A 21,178-nucleotide genomic window follows, 5' to 3' on the forward strand; every position below is an offset into this window, starting at 1 on the left:
GGATCCGCCGGCGGAACGCGATTCGGCTGTGCTCGTACCCGAGGACCGGGTACGAGCACAGCCGAATCGCATTTCGTCCACGGCCCGCGGAGTCCGCGACCCCGGAGCCGGTGGACGGCATGGAAAAGTGCCGGGCCCGCCGACGAGCGGACCCGGCACTGAGCGGGCCGGGCCCGCCGACGAACGGTCCCGGCCCGCGGTCACGCCCCGGTCTCGGGGGTGACGACCAGGTGCTCGGCGAGGAACCAGACCTGGGTCTCGCCGGTGCGGATGATCTGGGAGACCAGGAGGTCCTGGGTGCCGTCGTCCCCGAGCCCCGCCGTACGGGTGGCGGCGTCGCGGACGTCTGCGAGGATGGTCTCGTGCGCGTCGAGCAGGCGCGAGAGCATCGAGTGCACGTCCTCCGCGCCGTCCGGCGGGCGCGGCACCCCGGTGATCAGCGCGGCGTGCCGGGGGTCGCCCACGGCGACGCCGCCGAGCGTCTGCACCCGTTCGGCGAGCGCGTCGACCAGCTCCAGCTGCTCCCGGGCGTGCTTGTCGAAGAGCAGGTGCAGCTGGTAGGCGGTCGGCCCGCGCATGCCCCAGTGGCACTTCTTGTACAGCGAGTACAGGAACTGGGTGTCCGCGAGGACGCGGTTGAGCCGCTGGCACGAGTACTGCCGGGCGTCGTGGGAGAGCGCGATCGGCAACTGGGTGACGGTGCCGAACTCCTGGATCTCCGCCGCGTGTTGGTGAAGGTGTGGCTGGCTGCTCATGGTGCTCCTGGGAATGGCCGGATGGTTCGGGGATCAGGTTAGGAACGCGCGGGCCCTCGGCCTGTCCCGACGGCGCACCGCCTGCGTTCCTTCCGCGCACCCGCAAAGGATTCGGGCCTGTGTGAATCGCCCGGCGCACCCGGAGCGCTCTCGGGCGACACCGGGTGCTCTCCGAGGCAACCGGCCGGTGACAGCCGCCCCTAGCGTGAGCCCCATCGCAGCCATCCGCTGACCGAGAGATAGGAAAAACCATGCCGTTCATCACCGTTGGCCAGGAGAACTCCGCCTCCATCGACCTCTACTACGAGGACCACGGCACCGGGCAGCCGGTCGTCCTGATCCACGGCTTCCCGCTGAGCGGACACTCCTGGGAGCGGCAGAGCGCCGAACTGCTGGCCGCCGGCTACCGGGTCGTCACGTACGACCGGCGCGGCTTCGGCCAGTCCTCGCAGCCGACCACCGGCTACGACTACGACACCTTCGCCGCCGACCTCAACACCGTGCTGGAGACCCTCGACCTGCGGGACGCCGTGCTGGTCGGCTTCTCGATGGGCACCGGCGAGGTCGCCCGGTACGTGTCCACCTACGGTTCGGCCCGCATCGCCAAGGTCGCCTTCCTGGCCTCCCTGGAGCCGTTCCTGCTGAAGACCGACGACAACCCGGACGGCGTTGCCACGAAGGACTTCTTCGACGGCATCGTCGCCGCCGTGAAGGCCGACCGGTACGCCTACTACACCGCCTTCTACCAGGACTTCTACAACCTGGACGAGAACCTCGGCAGCCGGATCAGCGAGGAGGCCGTCCGCAACAGCTGGGACGTCGCGGCGAGCGGCGGGTCCTTCGCCGCTTCGGCCGCCCCGACCACCTGGTACACGGACTTCCGCGCCGACATCCCGCGCATCGACGTCCCCACCCTGATCCTGCACGGCACCGGCGACCGCATCCTGCCGGTGGAGAACACGGCCCGGCCGTTCCACCGCGCGCTGCCCTCCGCCGAGTACGTGGAGATCGAGGGCGCGCCGCACGGCCTGCTGTGGACCCACGCCGAGGAGGTCAACACCGCGCTGCTCGCCTTCCTCGCGAAGTGACCCGGGCGGCCGCCGTCGGGGGACGGCGGCCGCCCGCCCCGTCGTCGGTACAGCCGTCACCGGTCCCAGGCCCGGCCGGCGACGGCGGTAGCGACCACTGACCCGCGCCCGGCGCCCGCTTCCCGCGGGCGCCGGGCGCGCACCATGTCGCGATGGTCCGGTTCCCGGGCGGCCACGTCGCGGAGATCCGCACCGACCGCCGACCTCCGTACCCTGCACACGGCGCTGCACCGCCCGTCCTCACCAGGACGGGCGGTGCAGCGCCGTGTGCACGGTGTCGCGATCAGGAGGCGGGGTGGTCGCCCTCGGTCCGGGTGGCGTAGGCCTGCCACTCACGGGGCGAGATTCCGAAGGCCTCGCGGAACGCCCGGCTGAAGTGGGAGTGGCTGACGAAGCCCCAGCGGTGCGCGACGGCGGACACACTGGCCTGCCGACGGGACGGGCGCCCCAGCTCCCGACGGCAGGCGTCCAGCCGGCGCCGTCGCACCCACTGACCCACGGTCATCCCGTCCTGCTGGAAGAGCTTATGGAGGTAGCGCACCGAGATGTGCTGCGAGCGGGCGATCGATCCGGGCGAGAGGTTCGGGTCGGCGAGGTTCTGCTCGATGTGGACGCGGATCCGGGACAGCAGCTCGGCCGGGCCGTTGGGGTGTTCCGGGTCCTCCCGGTCGAGCAGCTCGGTCACCAGGATGGCGACGATGTCGGAGGCGCTGAGCGCGAGGTGGTGGTGCGGCCGGGCCCGGTGGGCCCGCGTCCGGGTGGCCAGGGTGTGGAGGAACCGGGACGCGAGCGAACCGATCCCCTCGTTCCCCCGCGCCATCAGCCCGCCCGCGCGCCGGACGTCGCTCTGGCGGACACCCAGATAGAAGCAGGGGACGCGGAAGCGGACCATCCGGCAATCGGAGTCCCGCAACAGGCCCGCCGGGTGCGGGGTGGCGCTGATCAGCAGGTCCCCCGGAGCCAGCACGGTGCTGGCATCGCCACGTCGGACGGAGGCCGCGCCGTGGACGTGCAGGGCGACGTAGAGGCAGTCCTCGGGATCGGTCCCGGGCGGCGGGGGGAGGATGTCGATGCAGCCGTTGCCGCCACCGCGGGCGGCCTGGCCGAGCAGGTGGGCTTCGGCTTCGGGCGCGGGGGTTGCGGGCAGGGGCGAGGGACCCGACTGGTTCACGGGAGACTCCGACCGGTTGGAAGTGGTGCTGTGCGAATGCCGGCGAGAGCGGCTCGCCGCACGGCGGGGCGGCGGCGCCGGACAACGGGGCGCTCAGGAGGGGACGTTCTTCTGGCGCCATTCATACAAGGAGCGGAACAACTGGACAAACATTCAACAAACCGGGCTTCCAGCGGCTCCGCCGACCTGGAGGGCGCTCATCCCGAGCGGCGTCCGCTCCTCCGCGAAGGCCTTGACGGTGCCTCGGACTGAACGCCAAAGAGCTTGCCGGGCAACGAAGTTCGGCCACCGGCAGCGACCCGGCGGCGATCGGTGGAACCGCCTGACCGCACCGCTCCCCTCCAACGGGAACGGCCACGACGAACCCGCTTCCCGGCCGGCCCGGCGGCCGGGAAGGTGCACGGGTCGTCACGTCGCCGTGCACCGCCGGAACATTCCCGCCGACCCCCTTTCCTAGCCTGAACGGCGGATCCGCCACCTCCGGGTCCACGGCATTCCCCGGGGCCCGGGCCGACCACCGCGCCGCCCCGCCCGGCCCCGCCCCACCTCTCGCGCGCCGGCACCCGACACTCGCCCCGACACCGACACCGACACCGCCCCAGGAGAATCCATGCCTGCCCACCAGTCGCTGCCCGGCTCCTCCCAGCCCCGCCCGGAGGCCACCTGCACCGAGGTCCTCCTCGACGCCCGACTCGTCCTGGGCGAGCACCAGTCCCTCGACGTCCCCGTGCGCCTGGGCTACCGCAGCGACGACCCGATGGCCGTCGCGCTCGAGTTCCTCGGGCCGGCCGCCGAGGCGGGCGTCTGGCAGTTCTCCCGCGACCTCCTCTGGGAGGGACTGCAGCGGCCGGCCGGCCACGGCGACGTCCGGATCTGGCCCCCCTGCACCTGCCACGGCCGGGCGGCCCTGCGCGTCATGCTCCGCAACGGCGACGAGGTCGTCCTGATCGACCTCCCGTCCCGTCAGGTGCGGCGCTGGCTCCGCCGGGAGACCTTCGCCCTCGTCCCCCCGGGCACCGAGGCCGACGCGATCGACTGGGACGCCGTGCTGCCCGGCCGCACCGGCTGAGGGTCCCGCTGCCGCCACCTGCGGCGCAGCGGCCGACCACCACCGCGTACCCTCTGGTAGCGCCTGGGACAGAAGCTCGGGACGACGGCACGGCCGGAACCCGACTCCGGTCGGCGTGGGTGGACGGGAAGAAGCTCGAATGGCAGGGTCAGGCGGTCCGCTGTCCCATCGTGGTCTGCGCGGCCGCGAGGCCGAGCTCGCACGGCTCCAGGCGCTGATCACGTCGGTGGCCGGCACCGGCAGTGGCGGACTGGCCCTGATCCAGGGGGAACCGGGCATCGGCAAGACCACCCTGCTCGCCGAGGCCGTCTCCCGGGCCGCCGCGGCGGGGTTCTCCGTGGGCCTCGGCAAGGCCGACGAGTTGCACCACATCGTGCCGTTCTCGTCGTTGGCGGCCAGCATCCTGCACAGTGACCGGCCGCTGCTGTCCGGCGACGACCTCGCCGATCTCGCCCGCAACCACGACCAGCGGATCTGGTTCGTGGAGCGCCTGGCGGAGGCGATCGAGGCCCGGGCCGCCGACGCCCCGGTGCTGATCGGTCTGGACGACGTGCAGTGGGCCGACGCACTGAGCCGGTTCGCCCTGCAGCAGTTGCCGGCCCGCCTGCGGACCTCGCCGGTCCTGTGGATGCTGACCGGGCGCCGTGAGCCCGCGGGCCCGGCGGAGGAGATCGTGGCGGCCGCCGCCGGCGACCTTCCGACGGTCGCGGTGTCGCTGGGCCCGCTGTCCGGCGCGGCCATCGGCCAACTGACCGACGACACGCTCGGGCCGGCGGTCGACCCGTGGGTGCGGGACCTGCTCGACGGCGCCGGCGGCAACCCGTTCCTGGCGGTCGAGATGCTGGCCGGGCTGCGGGCCGCCGACGCCGCGCAGGACGTCGTACCCTCCCGGCTCGTGGTCGGCGTGCGCGGCAGGCTCCGGTCCCTGCAGCCCGAGACGCTGTGCTTCCTCCAGATGGGCGCGGTGCTGGGCCGCCGGTTCGGCTTCGACGACGCCGCCGTGCTCTGCGACCGCCCGGCCGCCGCCCTGCTCCCGGCGCTCGAGGAAGCGGTGCGCGCCGAGCTCCTGGACGACGACGGCGACCACCTGGTCTTCCGGCACGATCTGCTGCGCCAGGCGGTCTACGCCGACATCCCGCCGTCGGTCCGCAAGGCCCTGCACCGCGAGGCCGCCCACCGCCTGGTCGCCGCGGGCCGGCAGCCGGCCGACGCCGTGCCGCACATCCTCAGGGGCGCCGTGCCCGGGGACGAGGAGGCCGTGGCGCTGCTGCGGCGAGCGGCCGAGGACGTGCTGGCGGTCACCCCCGGCCCGGCGGCCGACCTGATGCTGCGCGCCCTCGAACTGACCCCGGCGGCAGGGGCGTTGAAGTTCGAGGTGGGCGAGCAGGCAATCCTGTGCCTGACCCGGGCCGGCCGTGACCGCGAGGCGCTGGAGACCGGCGACCGGCTGTTGGCCGACCGGCCGCCGCTGGAGGCCTTCGGCCGGCTCCAGTCCGCCCTGGGAGGGGCGCTGTGGACCATGGACCTCGCCGACGAACTGCGCCGCCGGGCCGAGGCCGCGCTCGCCGCCGGCGGCTCCGCCCCGGAGATCTGCGCACGGCTGGCCGCCCTGCGCGCCCTGGCCCTGTCCCGGGGCCGCGACGTGGCCACGGCACAAGAGGCCGGCGAGACCGCGCTGCGCACCGCCATCGAGATCGGCGACCGGGAGGCCCACGTGCTGGCCCTGTCGGGGCTGGGCGAGATCGCGCTGAACGCGGGGGACAGCACCGTCGCGCTGGAGCGCTTCGCCGCGCTGAGCGCCATCGACTCCACCTTCCTCCCCGAGGAGGTCGTCGCACACGTGCACATGGACGACTTCGCCTCCGCCGAGCGTCTGCTCCTGCGGGCGGCGGACCGGGGCGGTGCCGTGCGTCAGGCCATGCTGCTGTGGGCCCAGGGCCAGCACGACCTGGGGCTCGGCCGGCTCGACGACGCCGAGGCCGGCTTCGTGACCATGGAGCGCCTGGAGGACGAGGTGCGGGTGCCCGTCCAGCAGCTGAACGGCCGGGTGATCCGCTCCCGGATCGCCCTGCTGCGCGGCGACCGGGAGGCGGCCGGCGAGCACCTGCTCGCCGCCCGGGAGCAACTGGCCGTCAAGCCGAACCCGGGCAACACGGCCGCGGTGCGCTTCCTGGAGGCCGTCCACGCCGAGGCCGACGGGGACGTCGCACTCGCCGTCGACCGGATCCGCCGGGTGCAGGAGCAGGGGCCCTTCATGCGGTGGCGGCTGCTGCGCGACTGGGTCGACGCCGCGGTCCGGATGTCCCTGCGCGGCGGGGAGCAGCGGCTCGCCGAGGACCTGGCCGCGCAGGCCGAGGCCCACGCCGGACGCAACCCGTCCGTGCCGACCGCCACCGGCATAGCGGCGCACGCCCGCGGGCTCGTACGGAACGACCCCGCCGTGCTCGAACAGGCCGTGGACCTGCTCGGGGCGAGCCCCCGCCCGCTGACCCGGGCCGCCGCCCACGCCGATCTCGGCCGGGCCCTCCTGGCCGCGGGGCGACGACGCCGGGCTGCGGCCGCGCTGACGCACGCGCAGGACGCGTTCGCCGAGTCGGGCGCCCACGCCGCGGCGGCGCAGGTCCACCGCGTCCTGGAGGGCGCCGGGGCCGACACCCGCCGGACGGCGACCGTGCTGCGGCGCCCCGTCCAGGGCTGGGGTGCCCTCACGGCCTCGGAGGAGAAGGTCGCCCGCCTCGTCGCCCAGGGCCACACCAACAGGTCGGCCGCCGACGTGCTGGTGGTGTCCCCGCACACCGTCAACACCCATCTGACGTCCGTGTTCCGCAAGCTGTCGATCGGCTCCCGGGTCCAGCTCGCCAACCTGGTCGCCTCCCTCCCCGAGGCCTGAGGGGCATCAGGTGGGTGACGGACAGCGGGGGCCGCGTCGTCGCGGGCGCCGGCGGGCCGCCCCGGGCACCGTCGCGGCCCCTGGAGACGGGGCCGGGGTCGGCGGGGCGGAGCTGAGTCGTTTCAGCACGGTCTTCTCGGCGTCTCCGAAGTAGTGGTCGCTCAGGTCACTCGCGGCACGAGGCTAGGGCCGCCCGACCGCCGGGTTTGTCCGACCGCGCACCGCCGTTCGCCCGAGAGCGCACAGACCGTCCCGGTCGTCGCCCGGGATCGTCGAGCAGCCCGCGCTTGACCGCCGGACGGTCCGCCAGGGCTCGCCACGCCCCCTGGTACGTTCACGCGATGCCCCGCCACGGCCGGTCCGCTTGGCTGGACCTCCGCCCTGTCCCGCTCCGCCGCCCAGTCGAAGGCCACCGGCATGCACAGACCCACCCCCGTTCCACCGACCGTCGTACTGGTGCACGGGGCTTTCACCGACGCCTCGTCCTGGTCGGAGGTCATCGGCCCGCTGCGCGCCGCCGGTCTGACGGTGCACGCCCCCGCCAACCCGCTGCGCGGCCTGGCGCAGGACGCCGCGTGCGTCCGCAGCCTGCTGCGCGAGCTCGGCACCCCCGTCGTCCTGGTCGGCCACGGGTACGGCGGCGCGGTCATCACCCAGGCGGCCGACGACTCCGACCAGGTGGTGGCCCTGTGCTACGCCGCCGCGTTCGGCCTCGACGCCGGCGAGTGCGTGCTGGACATCACCGACCGCTTCGCCCCCTCCCCGCTGGCCGACGCGACCGTCACCACCACCCTCCCCTCCGGGGCCGACAGCGAGGTGTCCATCCGCCCGGAACGGTTCCGGCCGCTGTACGCCGACGACCTGTCACCCGCGGCCGGGCAGGCGCTCGCCGCGGCACAACGCCCGATAGCCCGCGGCGCGCTGACCGACAGGTCGGGCTCGCCGGCCTGGGCGGACAAGCCGTCCTGGTACGCCATCGCGACCGCCGACCGGATGCTCAACCCCGCCGCCCAGCGCTTCATGGCCCAGCGCATGGCGGCCACCGAGTACGTGCTGGACGCCTCGCACGCCCTCCCGCTGTCGCGGCCCGACGCCGTGGCGGCGATGATCCGGGAGGCCACCGGGCACGCCCTGGGTACTCCGGGGGGTGTTTAATATGCGTTCGAACGGAGGGGTCCGATCGGACCCTCCCCCCCAGGCACCCGGCAGAGGCACCAGCATGATTCCACCGGCCAGATCGTCGGCTCGGCGGATCGCCGCCCTCCTGACCGGGATACTCCTCCTGGTGCCGGCCGCCACCGGGTGCGGTCGCCCCACCGGCGCCGGGCAAGCCGGGGGCGAGGTCACCACCATCACCGCGCTCGACTACTACACCGACCGGACCGAACACGCCCAGTGGGGCGACCTGCTCACCGCGTGCGGGCGGACGGTCGGGGTCCGGGTCGAACAGACGAGCGTCCCGGGGGCGTCCCTGATCCCCAAGGTCCTGCAGCAGGCCTCCTCGCGGACCCTCCCCGACCTGCTGATGCTCGACAACCCCGACCTGCAGCAGATCGCCCGGGCCGGCGCGCTGACCCCGCTGGACGGCTACGGCATCGACGCCGACGGCTTCGCCCCGGGCATCGCGTCCGCGGGCAGCTACCAGGGCAGGCTGTACGGGCTGGCCCCCAACGTCAGCACCGTCGCCCTGATCTACAACAAGGACATGCTCTCCGAGGCCGGCCTCGCCGTCCCGCGGACCTGGGACGAGCTGAAGGCCGCCGCGGCCGCGCTGACCCGTCCCGGGCGCTACGGCATGGCGGTCGACGCGAACGCCACCTTCGAGGGCACCTGGCAGTTCCTGCCCTTCCTGTGGTCCAACGGCGGTGACGAGCGGCGGTTGGACGCCCCCGAGGCCGCGCAGGCGCTCCAGCTCTGGGTCGACCTGGTGAAGAGCGGGTCCATGTCGAAGTCGGTGCTGAACTGGACCCAGGCCGACGTCCACGACCAGTTCCTCGCCGGACGGACGGCCATGATGCTCAACGGCCCGTGGCGCGTCCCCGCCCTGGAACAGGATGCGGACCTGCACTGGGGAGTGGCACCCGTACCCGTCCCCCGTCCGGGGCAGACCCTGGTCACCCCGCTCGGCGGAGAGGTATGGACGGTGCCGCAGAACCCCTCCAAGGCCCGGCAGGAGAAGGCCGCCCAGGTCCTCGCCTGCCTGAACTCCCCCTCGAACATGCTCACCGTGGCCCGGGATCACCACACCGTGCCCTCCCGCACCGCGGTGGCCGCACAGCACGCCGAGGAGAACCCGTCGGTGGCCGCCTTCGCCCAGAGCGTGACGGCGGCGCGCGCCCGTACCAGCGAGCTCGGCGTCGAGTGGCCCAGGGCGGCGACGGGGATCTACACCGCGATCCAGTCCGCGCTGACAGGCGAACAGACACCGGAGGAAGCCCTCGGCCATGCGCAGCAGACCGCCGCGGGCCGCTGACCCGTCGCCGGTCCGGCGCGGGGAGCGATGGACCCGGTGGCTCTTCATCGCGCCCGCCGCGGCGTACCTGCTGCTGTTCTTCGGCTACCCGATCGTCGACAACCTCGTGACGGGCTTCCAGCAGTACACCGTCACGAGCTTCTACACCGGTGACGCCCCGTTCACGGGCCTGCGGAACTACGCGGCGGTCCTCTCCTCCTCCGCCTTCCCCCGGACCCTGCTGACCACGGCCGTGTTCACGGCGGGCTCGGTCCTGGGGCAGTTCGCCCTCGGCCTGGCCTTCGCCCTGTTCTTCCGGCGCCGCTTCCCGCTCGGCGGCGTGCTGCGGTCACTCCTGCTCCTGCCGTGGCTGCTGCCGCTGGTCGCCTCCGGAACCGTCTGGAAGTGGATGCTCGAGCCCGACACCGGAGTCGTCAACGCGGTGCTGCGCGGCCTCCACCTCACGTCGTCCGGCGTTCCCTGGCTCACCGGCACCTCCCAGGCGCTGCTGTCGGTGGTCCTGGTCAACATCTGGGTCGGCGTCCCCTTCAACACCGCGATCCTGTACGGCGGTCTGCAGGACATCCCTCCGCACCTGTACGAGGCGGCGAGGCTGGACGGCGCCGGTCCGCTGGCCTCGTTCCGCCACATCACCTGGCCGCTGCTGCGGCCGGTGGTCCGCGTGGTGCTCGTGCTGGGCGTCGTCTACACCGTCAAGGCCCTGGACGTCATCCTGGTGGTCACGGGCGGCGGGCCGGCCGGCGCCACCGAGACCATCGCCACCCAGGCCTACGAACTGTCCTTCCGGCAGTTCGACTTCGGGCGCGGCGCGGCGATGGGCAACCTGCTCATCGTCCTCTCGCTGGCGTTCGCCGTCCTCCACCTGCGCGCCGACCGTCGCGCCCGGACCGTCGGAGAGTCGCTCCCGTGAAACGCCCACCCGGCCGTGGCGGCCCGCTGTCCACCCTCGTCGGGATCGTCCTGCTCGCGCTGATGCTGTTCCCCGTCTACTGGATGGTGAACGCCTCCCTCCAGCCGGCCGGCAACACCCTGCGCGGAGGTTGGTTCCCGCTCCACCCGGACCTCAGCGGATACGCCACCGCGCTGCGCGATCAGGGGCGCAACCTCGTCACCAGCCTCACGGTGGCCCTCGGCAGCGCGCTGCTCAGCCTGCTGCTCGCCGCACCGGCGGCCCACGCGCTGGCCCGGTTCCGCCTGCGCGGCACCAGGGTCGTACTCCTGGGCGTCCTGACCACCCAGGCGGTGCCGGGCATCGTGGTGGCCAACGCGCTCTACGGCGCCTACAACGACCTGGGGCTCCTGAACTCCCGCCTCGGGCTGGTCCTCGCCGACTCCACCGCCGGCGTCCCCTTCGCGATCGTCGTCCTGCACTCGTTCATGCGGAGCATCCCCGAGGAGATCGTCGAGGCCGCGCGGGTGGACGGCGCCGGCCGACTGCGCGTCTTCCGTTCCGTGGTGCTCCCGTTGAGCCGGAACGCACTGATCACAGCCGGCGTCTTCACCTTCCTCCTCGCCTGGAGCGACTTCCTCTTCGCCCTCACCCTGACCACCACGGACACCGTCCAGCCGATCACCCTGGGCGTCTACCAGTACCTCGGCGCCCACACCACCCGCTGGAACGCCGTCATGGCCACCGCCGTCCTGGCCTCCGTGCCCGCCGCCGTCCTGCTCGTCGCCGCCCAGCGCCACGTCACCGGCGCCGCCACCGGTGCGGCCGAGAAGTGAGGTCACCCCCGATCTACTAGGTTCACGCGATGTCCCGCCCCGGGCCCGCTGACATGGTGGTCCGGACGGTACAGCGGTGGACAAGGCCACCGGTGGCCGACCGACCCGAGGGGAACCCGGTGCCCGCATCTCTCTCCACCGCGCGACTGTCCGCCTCCGACCGGGCGGAGAGCTGGCACGAGGCGGTGTCCCACGCCTTCGTGCCGATGGCCGTGGACCTCCTGGAAGAGGTTCCGTCGCCCGGGGCGATCGTCGGCCACCAACTCGGCCCGATCCGGATACTGCGGGTCCAGGCGGGACCGCAGGCGGTGACGCGCACCCGGCGCACGACCGCCGACGACGGCCCCCCGTCGCTGATCCTCAGCCTGCAGGAGCGCGGCACCGCGCTCAAGGAACAGGACGGCAGGGAGTCGGTCGTCCGGCCGGGCGACTTCTCCATCACCGACACCTCCCGGGTCTTCCACAAGAAGATCGAGGAGGGGTTCGTCTTCACCTCCTTCCGCTTCCCCCGCGCCGAGCTGGACGTCCCCGAGCGGGACCTCCGAGCCCTGACCGCCACCCCCTTCAGCGGCGCCGCGGGCAGCGCCGCCCTGGTCGCCACCTACTTCTCCCGGATGGCGCGCGAAGCGCCGGCCCTGGACGAGGCCGTCGGCCGACGGACCGCAGCCATCGCACTCGACCTGCTGGCCCTCCTCGTCGACGACCGCTCCGGCCGCTCCCGCCGACAGGCCCCGCGGAGCACGGCCTCCCTGGAACGGGTCAAGGACCACATCCTGCGCAACCTCCGCGACCCGGACCTCTCCCCGTCCACCATCGCGGAGGCCAACTTCATCTCGGTCCGCTTCCTCCACAAGCTCTTCCACCTCGAAGGCACCACGGTCAGCAGCTGGATCCGCACCCAACGCCTGGAGCGCTGCAGCCGCGACCTCCTGCGCCCGGTCGCCGCGGAACTCGGCGTCGCGGGCATCGCCCGCCGCTGGGGCTTCACCAGCTCCAGCCACTTCAGCCGCGCCTTCCGCGCCGCCTACGGCATGCCCCCCAGGGACTGGCAGGTCGGCAACGACCCGGCACGGTGACCTCCGCCGCCCCGCCGGCCGCTCCACCGGGTTTGACCGTCAGTGCCCGTCACTGTGCCGACTCTGCACCTCTCCGGAGGCGCGATGCCGGACGCGCGCGTTCGGGCGTGGGCGCTCTCCCCGAACGACGGACCTGCGGCACTGCCCCGCGCCCTGCTCTTCGAAGGTCATTGACTGCATGTCACATATCTTTGACATCAAGCGAGTTGACGGTCAAAGCGCCGCACCGTGGCGCCCCCCGCATCCCCGCCATCGATCCGACCGGCCGCCCGGCCCGCCCGGCCGCAGGCCGCCCGCCCGGGCCGATCGACCCGCCCCGGGTGCGACCCGCCGCGTGGCACAGTGCTGTCCGGAAGAAGAACCGCGGCATCCCGAACGGTGCCGCTCCCGGATCGGACGGATCGTCAGTCCGTCGGTCCGGCAGGCGAGAGAGAAGACGATGAAGAGGCACACCACCGTTCGCGCACGGCTCCGTTCGGTCCTCCTGGCGGGCGTGGGCCTGAGCATGGCGCTCACCGGCGTGCTCGGCGCGGCCGGAACCGCCGAGGCCCGCACCGAGTGGCGCCACATGTCCCACGTGTGGTTCGACCTGTCGGAAGGCCCCAGCGACAACGAGCGGATGCGGTACTCCAACTTCCTGGGAAGCCTGCGGGTGGCGGTCTCGGGTTACGGCTTGCAGCAGACGCAGTTGGAGGACATCGGTCTCGTCCAGGTCTCGCTGTCCGCGCTCGACGACCGGGGCCAGCGCCGCCACGTCGAACTCTGGATCAACCCCTCCAACCTCTACCTGTGGGGCTACTCCAACCAGTACGGCGACACCTATCAGTTCAACGACCTCAACGGTGCCCTGCAGTCGCGGATCTCGGAGACCACCACCCCGGCGCCGCCGGTCAGCCGTAACGTCCAGACCCTGAACTTCGGCTCCAACTACAACTCGCTCTCCACGGCGGCCGGCCGGGGCCGGGAGTCCATGCCCATCAGCTGGAACGACATGCGGGGCTCCATCCTGCACCTGGCGGGCGAGAACAACCCGTGGGGCAACCGCCAGGCGACCGCCCGGTCGCTGAGCCTGATGATCCAGTCGCTGTCCGAGGCCGCCCGGTTCAACGACGTCGAGGGCACCTTCCGCGCGGCGATGACCGACTGGAACGTGCGGAGCCTGCCGATCCAGCAGCAGTACCTGGAGAACTCCTGGGACGCCCTGTCCCGCTTCTACGAACGCAGCGCGGCGGGCCTGAACGCGACCCCGGTCGACATTCCGACCGTCGGGAGGGTCGACAACCTCGGCACCCTGCGCCGGTACGTGCAGATGACCATGGGCGGCCCCCACACCGACAACGGGGACTGGAACCACGACGAACTCTGACGGCCCTGCGCCGACCGCGGCCGGGCCCCGGCCGGAGAGAGCCCCCGACGGGAAGACCGGGTGCGGCACGCGAAGCCCTACCCGGCGAGGGCTCGCGCGCCGCCTCATCGCCAGGGGCCACGCGGCCGTGCGGTCCGTCACCGTCTCCCGAGGCGGCGACCGCTGGGACTGCCACCCGGACCGGCCCCTGAGGAACGACCCCTAAGGGCGTAGAGACGCGTACCGGCGGGCATGGCACGGTTGTAGTGCAACGTCATCAGCCGTGAGAAGGTACCGAGCATGAGTGCAATAAAGTTCATCCTCAATGTCATCTGGTTGGTTTTCTGCGGCATTTGGATGGCTCTTGCCTACGTACTCGCCGGAATCATCTGCTGCGTACTTGTCATTACCATTCCATTTGGCATCGCCTCCTTCCGGATCGCCGGCTTCATCCTGTGGCCGTTCGGGCGGACGGCGGTGGAGCGGCCGGACGCCGGGCCGGCGTCGTGCGTCGGGAACGTGATCTGGCTGGTCTTCGCCGGGTGGTGGCTGGCGATCGGGCACCTGGTCACCAGCATCCCGCTGTTCCTGTCGATCATCGGCATCCCCTTCGGGTGGGCCAACCTGAAGATGATCCCGATCTCGCTGATGCCGCTCGGCCGCGAGATCGTGCCGACGGACCGGGAGTGGGGCGCGCGGTAACCGGGACACGGACCTCGACGGCCGGCGACGGGCAGCAGCCCGCGCCGGCCGTCCGCGTTCGCGCGCGGGGGGGGGCGGGCGTCAGCGGCCGAGGCGGGACTCCAGGGCGCGCAGGTCCGCGGTGAGGGCGGACCGCACCGGGCGGGACATCAGCGGGCCGGCCAGGCGGAGGCCGCCGCGGACGCGGATGCGGGCGAAGGTGCCGGTCCGGGTGGGCTCGAAGGTGTAGGTGACGCGCATGGGCATCGGCCCGGCGACGGAGACCATGTCGAGCACCGTCGGCGGGTCGTGGCGCGACACGCGCAGCACGTACGAGAAGGACCGGCCCAGGAAGTGCGCGGTCCGGGTGACCTCGGCGCCCGCGCCGAAGCCGCCGGTGTCGGCCTCCCGGGTGAGGGTGGCGCTGCGGATGCCCCGGGTCCACTCGGAGTCGTGGCGCCAGTCCATCGCGTAGGCGGCGACCGTGGCGGGCGGGAGGGGGATCAGGCGTTCCACTGTGACGTCGAGCATGATCACACTCTCCCGCCGGGCGGGCCGGCGCGCTCCCCGGACTCGCCCGGGCGGAGGCGGGCCCCGGTCAGAGCCCCAGGATCCGCTGGGCCTGCGCCCGCATCTCGACCTTGCGGATCTTCCCGGTGACCGTCATCGGGAACTCCTCGACCACGTGCACGTAGCGCGGGATCTTGACGTGGGCGAGCCGGCCCGCGCAGTACCCGCGGACGGCCTCGGCGGTGAGCGGCTCGGCGCCCTCCCGCATCCGGATCCAGGCCATCAGCTCCTCCCCGTACTTGGCGTCGGGGACGCCGATGACCTGGACGTCGAGGATGTCCGGGTGGGTGTGGAGGAACTCCTCGATCTCCCGCGGGTAGAGGTTCTCGCCGCCGCGGATCACCATGTCCTTGATCCGGCCGGTGATGGCGAGGTAGCCGTCCCCGTCCATCACCGCGAGGTCCCCGGTGTGCATCCAGCGGGCGGCGTCGACGGCCTCGGCGGTGCGCTCGGGCTCGCCCCAGTAGCCGAGCATGACGGAGTAGCCGCGGGTGCAGAGCTCGCCGGGTTCGCCGCGCGGGACAGTCCGACCGGTGGCCGGGTCGACCACCTTGACCTCCAGGTGCGGGCCGACCCGGCCCACCGTGGCGACCCTCCGCTCGACCGGGTCGTCGACCCGGGTCTGGGTGGAGACCGGCGAGGTCTCGGTCATGCCGTAGCAGATGGAGACCTGCGCCATGCCCATCCGCCCGATGACCTCCTTCATCACCTCGCTCGGGCAGGGCGAGCCGGCCATGATGCCGGTGCGCAGGCTGCCGAGGTCGTAGCGCTCGAAGTCCGGGTCGGCCAGCTCGGCGATGAACATGGTCGGCACGCCGTACAGCGAGGTGCAGCGCTCGGCGGCGACGGCGGCCAGGGTGGCGCCGGGCTCGAAGGAGGGGGCGGGGATGACCATGCAGGCGCCGTGCGAGGTGGCGGCGAGATTGCCCATCACCATGCCGAAGCAGTGGTAGAACGGCACCGGGACGCAGATCCGGTCCTGCTCGGTGTAGGCGAGCAACTCCCCGACGAAGTATCCGTTGTTGAGGATGTTGTGGTGGGAGAGCGTCGCGCCCTTGGGGAAGCCGGTCGTCCCGGAGGTGTACTGGATGTTGATCGGGTCGTCGGGGGCCAACTCGCTCTGCCGTTCGGCGAGTCGGGCCGGGTCGGCGCGCCGTCCGGCGGCGGTCACCGCGTCCCAGTCGGGGCCGCCGAGCAGCAGGACGTGCTCCAACTCCTGACAGCGGGGCCGCACTTCAGAGATCATCCCGGCGTAGTCGGAGGTCTTGAAGCGCTCGGCGGCGACCAGCAGCCGGATGCCGGCCTGGTTCAGCACGTACTCCAACTCGTGGGCGCGGTAGGCCGGGTTGACCGTGACCAGGATCGCGCCGAGCTTGGCGGTGGCGTACTGGGTGAGCGTCCACTCGGCGCAGTTGGGGGCCCAGATGCCGACCCGGTCCCCCTTGGCGATCCCGAGTTCCAGCAGGCCGAGCGCCAGGGCGTCGACGTCGGCGGCGAGTTCGGCGTACGTCCAGCGGCGGGCGGTGGCCCGGTCGACCAGGGCGTCGCGCCCGGGGAAGGCGCGCACCGCGCGGTCGAGGTTCTCCCCGATGGTGTCGCCGAGCAGCGGGACGTCCGAGGTGCCGGAGGCGTAGCTGCGCGGGGTCGGCGTGGTCGGCACGGGCGGGCTCCCTGGGGACGGCGGTGCGGGACGGGGTCCATGGTCGCGGGCGCCGGCCCCGCGCCGCCACCCCCGAACGGGGGTACGGACACGGCGCTGGGGCCGCCCGTCACGGTCGACGGACGGCCCCAGCGCGCGGGGTCACTTGTTGATGCAGGTGTTGCCGAACGCCGGGTTGAGGAGCCCGATGATGTCGATCGAGTTCCCGCAGACGTTGGCCTCCAGGTTGATCGGGACCTGGATCACGTTGCCGGACAGGATGCCGGGCGAACCGATGGCGGCCCCGTTGGCGGTGGCGTCGCCGGCGGACGCGGTGCCGGCCCCGGCGAGGACCGTCACCGCGGCGAGGGCGGTGGCGGCGAAGGTGGTACGCATACGCATTGCGTCACTCCTTGTGAGCAGAGCGGGTCGAAGTGTGACGATCACACCTCGCCCACGATCACAAGGGATGCGCTCCTCCGCACGCCGGATTCGCCCGTCTAGGGCGTGTCGCCCTCCCGACCCACCGGCTCCCCGCCCTCGGGGCCGGCGCCGCCGAGCGATTCCAGCAGGTCCCGGGCCGGACGAAGCCCTGGCTCGGCCGCGACCGCGCGGTGCAGCAGCCCGAGGGCGAGCGGCCCCTCCCCGGCCGCCAGGGCCTCCAGTGCGTGGTTGTAGTCGATCCGTCCGGCGTAACGCAGCCGGAACAGCACGGACAGGTCCTCCCGGCAGGACGGGCAGCGCAGGGTCACCGGGTCCGCCGGAACCCTGCACAGCGGGCACGGCACCGGCGGGGCCCCAAGGGCCGCGACAGCGCCCCCGGCGCCCGGGACGGACACGGCGTCCACCGCGTCCACGGCGCTCATCGCGGCCCCGCCTCCTCCGGCCGGACCGGGCCGAGCGACTCCTGGGCCGGCTCGCTGCCCAGCTCCCGCTGCGCCTGCGCGTACAGGGCCAGCAGGTTCGACATGTGGGTGTTCACGTCCGCCATGTTGGGCGCCTCCACGGCCTCGTCCAGGCCGCGCAGCTCGGCCATGATCAGCTGGGCCAGGGCGGGCGAGACCATGCTCTGGGTCACATAGATGTTGCACATGGTCAGCATCCGCATGGTGTGCCCGAGCGAGTCGCACAGCTCGTCCGCCTTGCGGGCCGAGCGCACCGCGCCGTCCCAGTCGGCGGCCTCCCGGCGCAGCCGCAGCTCGGCGGCCACCGACCGCAGCCGGTCCAGGTCGCTCGGGTCGAGGAGCTTCTCGCAGTAGTGGATGAACAGGCTCAGGTACGCCTCCGAGCCGCGCACCCAGCGCTGGGCCTTGAGCTGCTGCTGGGCCCGCTCCAGCGCCGCGTCCACCGACTGGCCGCGGGTCTGCCCGGCCGCCAGGTCGTCCAGGGTGTCCATCAGCCGCTGCGCCTCGCGCATCTCGGCCTCGGTCAGCTCGCCGCCCCAGCGGTCGGTGAAGGACTCGATCTGCCGCTGCTGCTCCTCCACCTGCACCTTCAGCTCCGGGTCGAGGGTGACCCGCTCCAGCTTGACGGTCTTCTCGGCGCCGCCCTGGATCCGCACCGACAGCGTGATGGTGCGGTCCCGGTCGAGGCCGAAGGCGACCTCCACCGGGGTACGGCCGCCCAGGCCCTCGGGCAGCCGCAGGGTGAGGTGGCCGATCAGCTCGTTCTGCTGGGCGATCTCGTGCTCGCCCTCGTAGACCGCGACCTCCAGCCGCTGCCGGCCGCTGCCGGAGACCACGAACTCCCGGCTGACCGGCGAACTCGTCGGGTAGCTGGTGTTCTTGGGGATGATGACGGCGAGGCGGCCGTCGTTCAGCTCGATGCCGAGGTTCTTCGGGGTGATGTCGAACGGGTTGGTGACCTGCGCCAGCTCGCCGCAGCCCGGGCAGACCTCACAGCCCGGCGGGTTCACCAGGCCGCAGGAGGCGCAGCGCAGGCCGACGTCCTCGGCGGCGGTGGTGGCCACCCTGGTGTGGCCCGGGGCGGCCGAGTTGAGCGGCTCGCCGCACAGCTCGCAGGCGGTGACGCCGGGGGCGGCCGGGGTGCCGCAGCGCGGGCAGTTGCCGCCGTGCACCACGGCGGTGGCCCGGGTGGCCTGCCGCGGGACCGTCCCGCCGCCGCCCGAACCGTCCAGCGCCTGCTCGCACTTGGGGCAGGAGGCCGCCCCGGCGTCGACCGGGAGGTGGCAGGTCGGGCAGGAGACCCGGTCGCCGCCGAGCAGGCCGGCGGCGCAGTTGGCGCAGTTGGAGGCGGACAGGTCGCCGGGGGCCCGGCACTCGGGGCACTCCACCTCGCCGACCAGCGCGGACTGCACGGCCGCGCCGAGCGCCACGCACTGCATCGGGTTGACGCCGCGCCGGATCCGGCGGGGGCCGAAGACCTCGCCGAGCCGGCGGGCGACCAGCGGGATCGCGGTCGAGCCGCCGACCAGCACCACCTCGTCGATGTCCCCGACGGTCAGGTTGGCCTGCATGATGGCCTTGTGGGTCAGCTCGATGGTGCGCTCGATCCGGGCCTCGATCAGCTCCTCGAAGCGGGCCCGCTCGAACTCCGTCTCCAGCACCAGCTGTCCGGCGCCCAGGCCCGGCAGGATGACCTCGGAGGACTCCTGGTGGGAGAGCTCGATCTTGATGGTCTCGGCGGTCGCGGCGATCTTCGGACGGTCGCGCAGGTCGGGCTGGTACTCCGCGCCGTACTCCTCGCGGATGTCCTCCAGCAGCGCGGTGGTGATCCCCCGGTCGAAGTCGTCGCCGCCGAGCAGGTTGTCGCCCTCGATGCCGAGCACCGAGACCGAGCCGGGCACCAGCAGCAGGATGGAGATGTCGAAGGTGCCGCCGCCGAGGTCGTAGACCAGGACGGTCTTCCCCTCCTCGCCCGCCTCGGAGGTGATGCCGTAGGCGAGGGCGGCTGCGGTCGGCTCGTTGATGATCCGCAGCACGTGCAGGCCGGCCATCCGGCCCGCCTCCTGGGTGGCCGCGACCTGCCGCTCGCCGAAGTACGCGGGGACGGTGATGACGGCGCGGTGGAAGGGCTCGCCGAAGCGCTGCTCGGCATCCTCCTTGAGGCGGTGCAGGATGATCGCGGAGATCTCGATCGGCGTGTACGAGCGGCCGTTGAACCAGACGTTGACGTCGCCGTCGGTGCCCGCGGTGACCTTGTAGTCCACCTCCTTCAGGGCCGCCTGGACCTGCGGGTCCTTGAACTTGCGGCCCATGAAGCGCTTGACCGAGCGGATCACGTTGGCGCCGTCGACGGCGATCCGGCTGCGCGCGGTGGAACCCACCAGCAGCTCGCCCTTGCGGCCGCTGCCGACCACGGAGGGCGTCGCCTCCTGGTTCTGCCGGTTGAAGATGATCTCCGGCTCGCCCCGGCGCAGGTGGGCGACCACGGAGTTGGTGGTGCCCAGGTCGATGCCGAGTGTGCGGTACATGTCGTTCCCCTCTTGCCCCTCGTGGTCCTGGCTACTTCTTGCGCTTCATCTGCCTGGCCTGCTCGGCCACGGCCTTGGCCCGGCGGCGGGCCCGGGGCGGGGCCGCCTTGGGCTGGGCCCGGGTGACCGGCGCGGCGGCTTCGGGTGCGTCGTCCGCCTCGGGTGCCTCGGGTGTCTCGGGCTTGACGGTCTCGGCGGCTTCCGTTGCCTCGAAGGCTTCGACGGTCTCGACGGTCTCGGCGGCCCCGGTGGCCCCGGCGGCCCCGGGCGCCTCCGGCTCGGCGACCGCAGGCTCCGGGTACGGGTCCGGGTGCGGCTCCGACTCCGGTGCGGCGACCACCACTTGGGCCCGGCGCAGCACCTCGTCCCCCCAGAAGAACCCGGTCACCACCGTCCGTACCACCGTCTCCGGCGCCACCCCGGACCGGGCCTCGGTGCCCACGATCTCGGTCAGGTCCGGGTCGGCCGTCATGCCCTCCAGCCGCATCGGCCGCACCCTGGCCTTGGCGAGCTGCCCGAGCAGCCGGCGCCGGGTGGCCTCCAGGCCGGCGCCGCGCCCGAGCGCCACCAGCTCGCGGTCCAGGCCGAGGGCGGCGAGCGCGTCGTCCACCTCGACCAGGATGCCCAGCAGTTCGCGCTGCTCGGCCCGGGCTTCCTGCTTCTGCTCCGTCAGCTTGCTCCCCAGCAGGGACGCCCGGAAGAGCAGTCGGCCGAACGCCTGCTCCAGGTCGACGTCCTCGACGCCGGGCGGGATCTCCAGCGGCCGGTGGCCACCGGCCGGGGCTTCGGCGGGTGCGTCGGCAGGGGCGGCGGCGGGCGCGTCGGTGGGTGCGTCGGTCATTCTGGGACCTCGATCTGCGGCAGCACGGACAGGTCCGCCGCGTAGCGGGCGGGGACGGGCGGTTCGGGGTCGGCGCCGCCGGGGGCGGGCTCGGTGAAGTCGGCGGCCAGCTCGGCCCGGTGGAGGGCGGGCAGGGCGGCGGGCGGCAGCGGCGGGCGCTCGATCACCAGCAGCGGCTCGACGAGTGCGGGGGCGAGCAGCTCGGCGGCCTGGTCGACCGGCTCCGGCGGGAGGGGCCGCTGGAGGTCCGCCTCCAGGCGCCGGTCCGGGTTGCGCAGCAGCGCGGCGGCCTCCTGGATCTGCTGCCGGGTGTACCGGCCGGCCCGCATCGCCGGTCCGACGGCGAGGTTGATCTCGCGCACGCCGGCCGTGAGCGGGATGCCCAGGACCTCGTACGGCGACGGTTCGTGCAGTGGCATGGC

Annotated in this window: 19 protein-coding genes; 10 read left to right on the plus strand and 9 right to left on the minus strand. The window is 73.0% G+C overall.

Annotation, left to right across the window (positions count from 1 at the left end; genetic code table 11):
- Positions 1 to 200: 200 nt before the first annotated feature.
- Complete coding sequence (locus ACLWS4_RS14240; protein ID WP_388045117.1) at positions 201 to 755, minus strand: Dps family protein; 555 nt, start codon at positions 753 to 755, stop codon at positions 201 to 203.
- A 251-nt stretch (positions 756 to 1,006) separates the two neighbouring features.
- Between ACLWS4_RS14240 and ACLWS4_RS14245 the strand changes: the two genes are divergently transcribed.
- The gene (locus ACLWS4_RS14245) at positions 1,007 to 1,843 is read left to right on the plus strand and encodes an alpha/beta fold hydrolase (protein WP_416874287.1); all 837 of its coding nucleotides are present in this window, start codon (positions 1,007 to 1,009) and stop codon (positions 1,841 to 1,843) included.
- A 283-nt stretch (positions 1,844 to 2,126) separates the two neighbouring features.
- On the opposite strand, the gene ACLWS4_RS14250 is transcribed toward ACLWS4_RS14245, so the two are convergent.
- Positions 2,127 to 3,014: a helix-turn-helix domain-containing protein gene (locus ACLWS4_RS14250; protein WP_416874288.1), complete on the minus strand. Its 888-nt coding sequence runs from the start codon at positions 3,012 to 3,014 to the stop codon at positions 2,127 to 2,129.
- 610 nt (positions 3,015 to 3,624) lie between these two features.
- Between ACLWS4_RS14250 and ACLWS4_RS14255 the strand changes: the two genes are divergently transcribed.
- The 9 genes from ACLWS4_RS14255 (at position 3,625) to ACLWS4_RS14295 (ending at position 14,294) form a co-directional block, all read left to right on the plus strand.
- Entirely contained in the window at positions 3,625 to 4,083 is a 459-nt protein-coding gene (locus ACLWS4_RS14255) for an SsgA family sporulation/cell division regulator (RefSeq protein WP_416874289.1), read from the plus strand.
- 139 nt (positions 4,084 to 4,222) lie between these two features.
- On the plus strand, positions 4,223 to 6,973 hold the full coding sequence (locus ACLWS4_RS14260) for a helix-turn-helix transcriptional regulator (RefSeq protein ID WP_416874290.1): 2,751 nt from the start codon (positions 4,223 to 4,225) through the stop codon (positions 6,971 to 6,973).
- A 417-nt stretch (positions 6,974 to 7,390) separates the two neighbouring features.
- Positions 7,391 to 8,128, plus strand: a complete 738-nt coding sequence (locus ACLWS4_RS14265; RefSeq protein ID WP_416874291.1) for an alpha/beta fold hydrolase — start codon at positions 7,391 to 7,393, stop codon at positions 8,126 to 8,128.
- A gap of 130 nt (positions 8,129 to 8,258) precedes the next feature.
- Positions 8,259 to 9,446 carry a sugar ABC transporter substrate-binding protein gene (locus ACLWS4_RS14270; RefSeq protein WP_416874292.1) on the plus strand — a complete coding sequence of 396 codons (1,188 nt, stop codon included), beginning with the start codon at positions 8,259 to 8,261 and terminating at the stop codon, positions 9,444 to 9,446.
- Positions 9,418 to 10,356 carry a carbohydrate ABC transporter permease gene (locus tag ACLWS4_RS14275; protein WP_416874293.1) on the plus strand — a complete coding sequence of 313 codons (939 nt, stop codon included), beginning with the start codon at positions 9,418 to 9,420 and terminating at the stop codon, positions 10,354 to 10,356. Before ACLWS4_RS14270 ends, ACLWS4_RS14275 begins: the two co-directional genes overlap by 29 nt.
- Positions 10,353 to 11,171: a carbohydrate ABC transporter permease gene (locus tag ACLWS4_RS14280; protein ID WP_416874294.1), complete on the plus strand. Its 819-nt coding sequence runs from the start codon at positions 10,353 to 10,355 to the stop codon at positions 11,169 to 11,171. The genes ACLWS4_RS14275 and ACLWS4_RS14280 overlap by 4 nt, the downstream gene beginning before the upstream one ends.
- 119 nt (positions 11,172 to 11,290) lie before the next feature.
- Positions 11,291 to 12,247, plus strand: coding sequence for a helix-turn-helix domain-containing protein (locus ACLWS4_RS14285; protein ID WP_416874295.1), 957 nt, complete (start codon positions 11,291 to 11,293; stop codon positions 12,245 to 12,247).
- A gap of 439 nt (positions 12,248 to 12,686) precedes the next feature.
- Positions 12,687 to 13,613, plus strand: a complete 927-nt coding sequence (locus ACLWS4_RS14290; protein ID WP_416874296.1) for a ribosome-inactivating family protein — start codon at positions 12,687 to 12,689, stop codon at positions 13,611 to 13,613.
- A 279-nt stretch (positions 13,614 to 13,892) separates the two neighbouring features.
- Positions 13,893 to 14,294: a YccF domain-containing protein gene (locus tag ACLWS4_RS14295; protein WP_416874297.1), complete on the plus strand. Its 402-nt coding sequence runs from the start codon at positions 13,893 to 13,895 to the stop codon at positions 14,292 to 14,294.
- An 81-nt stretch (positions 14,295 to 14,375) separates the two neighbouring features.
- Here the strand turns inward: ACLWS4_RS14295 and ACLWS4_RS14300 are convergent, their stop codons facing one another.
- The 7 genes from ACLWS4_RS14300 to ACLWS4_RS14330 all read right to left on the minus strand — a co-directional run bounded on the left by ACLWS4_RS14300 (position 14,376) and on the right by ACLWS4_RS14330 (position 21,175).
- The gene (locus ACLWS4_RS14300; RefSeq protein ID WP_049656735.1) at positions 14,376 to 14,807 is read right to left on the minus strand and encodes an SRPBCC family protein; all 432 of its coding nucleotides are present in this window, start codon (positions 14,805 to 14,807) and stop codon (positions 14,376 to 14,378) included.
- A gap of 64 nt (positions 14,808 to 14,871) precedes the next feature.
- Positions 14,872 to 16,503 (minus strand): AMP-binding protein, encoded by a 1,632-nt coding sequence (locus ACLWS4_RS14305; protein ID WP_416874298.1) that lies wholly within the window; start codon positions 16,501 to 16,503, stop codon positions 14,872 to 14,874.
- Between the two features lie 141 nt (positions 16,504 to 16,644).
- The gene (locus tag ACLWS4_RS14310; protein WP_079272115.1) at positions 16,645 to 16,884 is read right to left on the minus strand and encodes a chaplin; all 240 of its coding nucleotides are present in this window, start codon (positions 16,882 to 16,884) and stop codon (positions 16,645 to 16,647) included.
- 98 nt (positions 16,885 to 16,982) lie between these two features.
- On the minus strand, positions 16,983 to 17,348 hold the full coding sequence (locus ACLWS4_RS14315; RefSeq protein ID WP_416874299.1) for a hypothetical protein: 366 nt from the start codon (positions 17,346 to 17,348) through the stop codon (positions 16,983 to 16,985).
- Positions 17,345 to 19,915 carry an Hsp70 family protein gene (locus ACLWS4_RS14320; protein ID WP_117487068.1) on the minus strand — a complete coding sequence of 857 codons (2,571 nt, stop codon included), beginning with the start codon at positions 19,913 to 19,915 and terminating at the stop codon, positions 17,345 to 17,347. Before ACLWS4_RS14320 ends, ACLWS4_RS14315 begins: the two co-directional genes overlap by 4 nt.
- Positions 19,916 to 19,946: 31 nt before the next feature.
- Complete coding sequence (locus ACLWS4_RS14325) at positions 19,947 to 20,756, minus strand: nucleotide exchange factor GrpE (protein ID WP_049656719.1); 810 nt, start codon at positions 20,754 to 20,756, stop codon at positions 19,947 to 19,949.
- A complete protein-coding gene (locus tag ACLWS4_RS14330; protein ID WP_049656716.1) occupies positions 20,753 to 21,175 on the minus strand; it encodes a hypothetical protein in 423 nt (140 codons plus the stop codon). Before ACLWS4_RS14330 ends, ACLWS4_RS14325 begins: the two co-directional genes overlap by 4 nt.
- Between the last annotated feature and the right edge of the window lie 3 nt (positions 21,176 to 21,178).

It is taken from the genome of Kitasatospora sp. SC0581, assembly GCF_048159585.1.
GTDB lineage: Bacteria > Actinomycetota > Actinomycetes > Streptomycetales > Streptomycetaceae > Kitasatospora.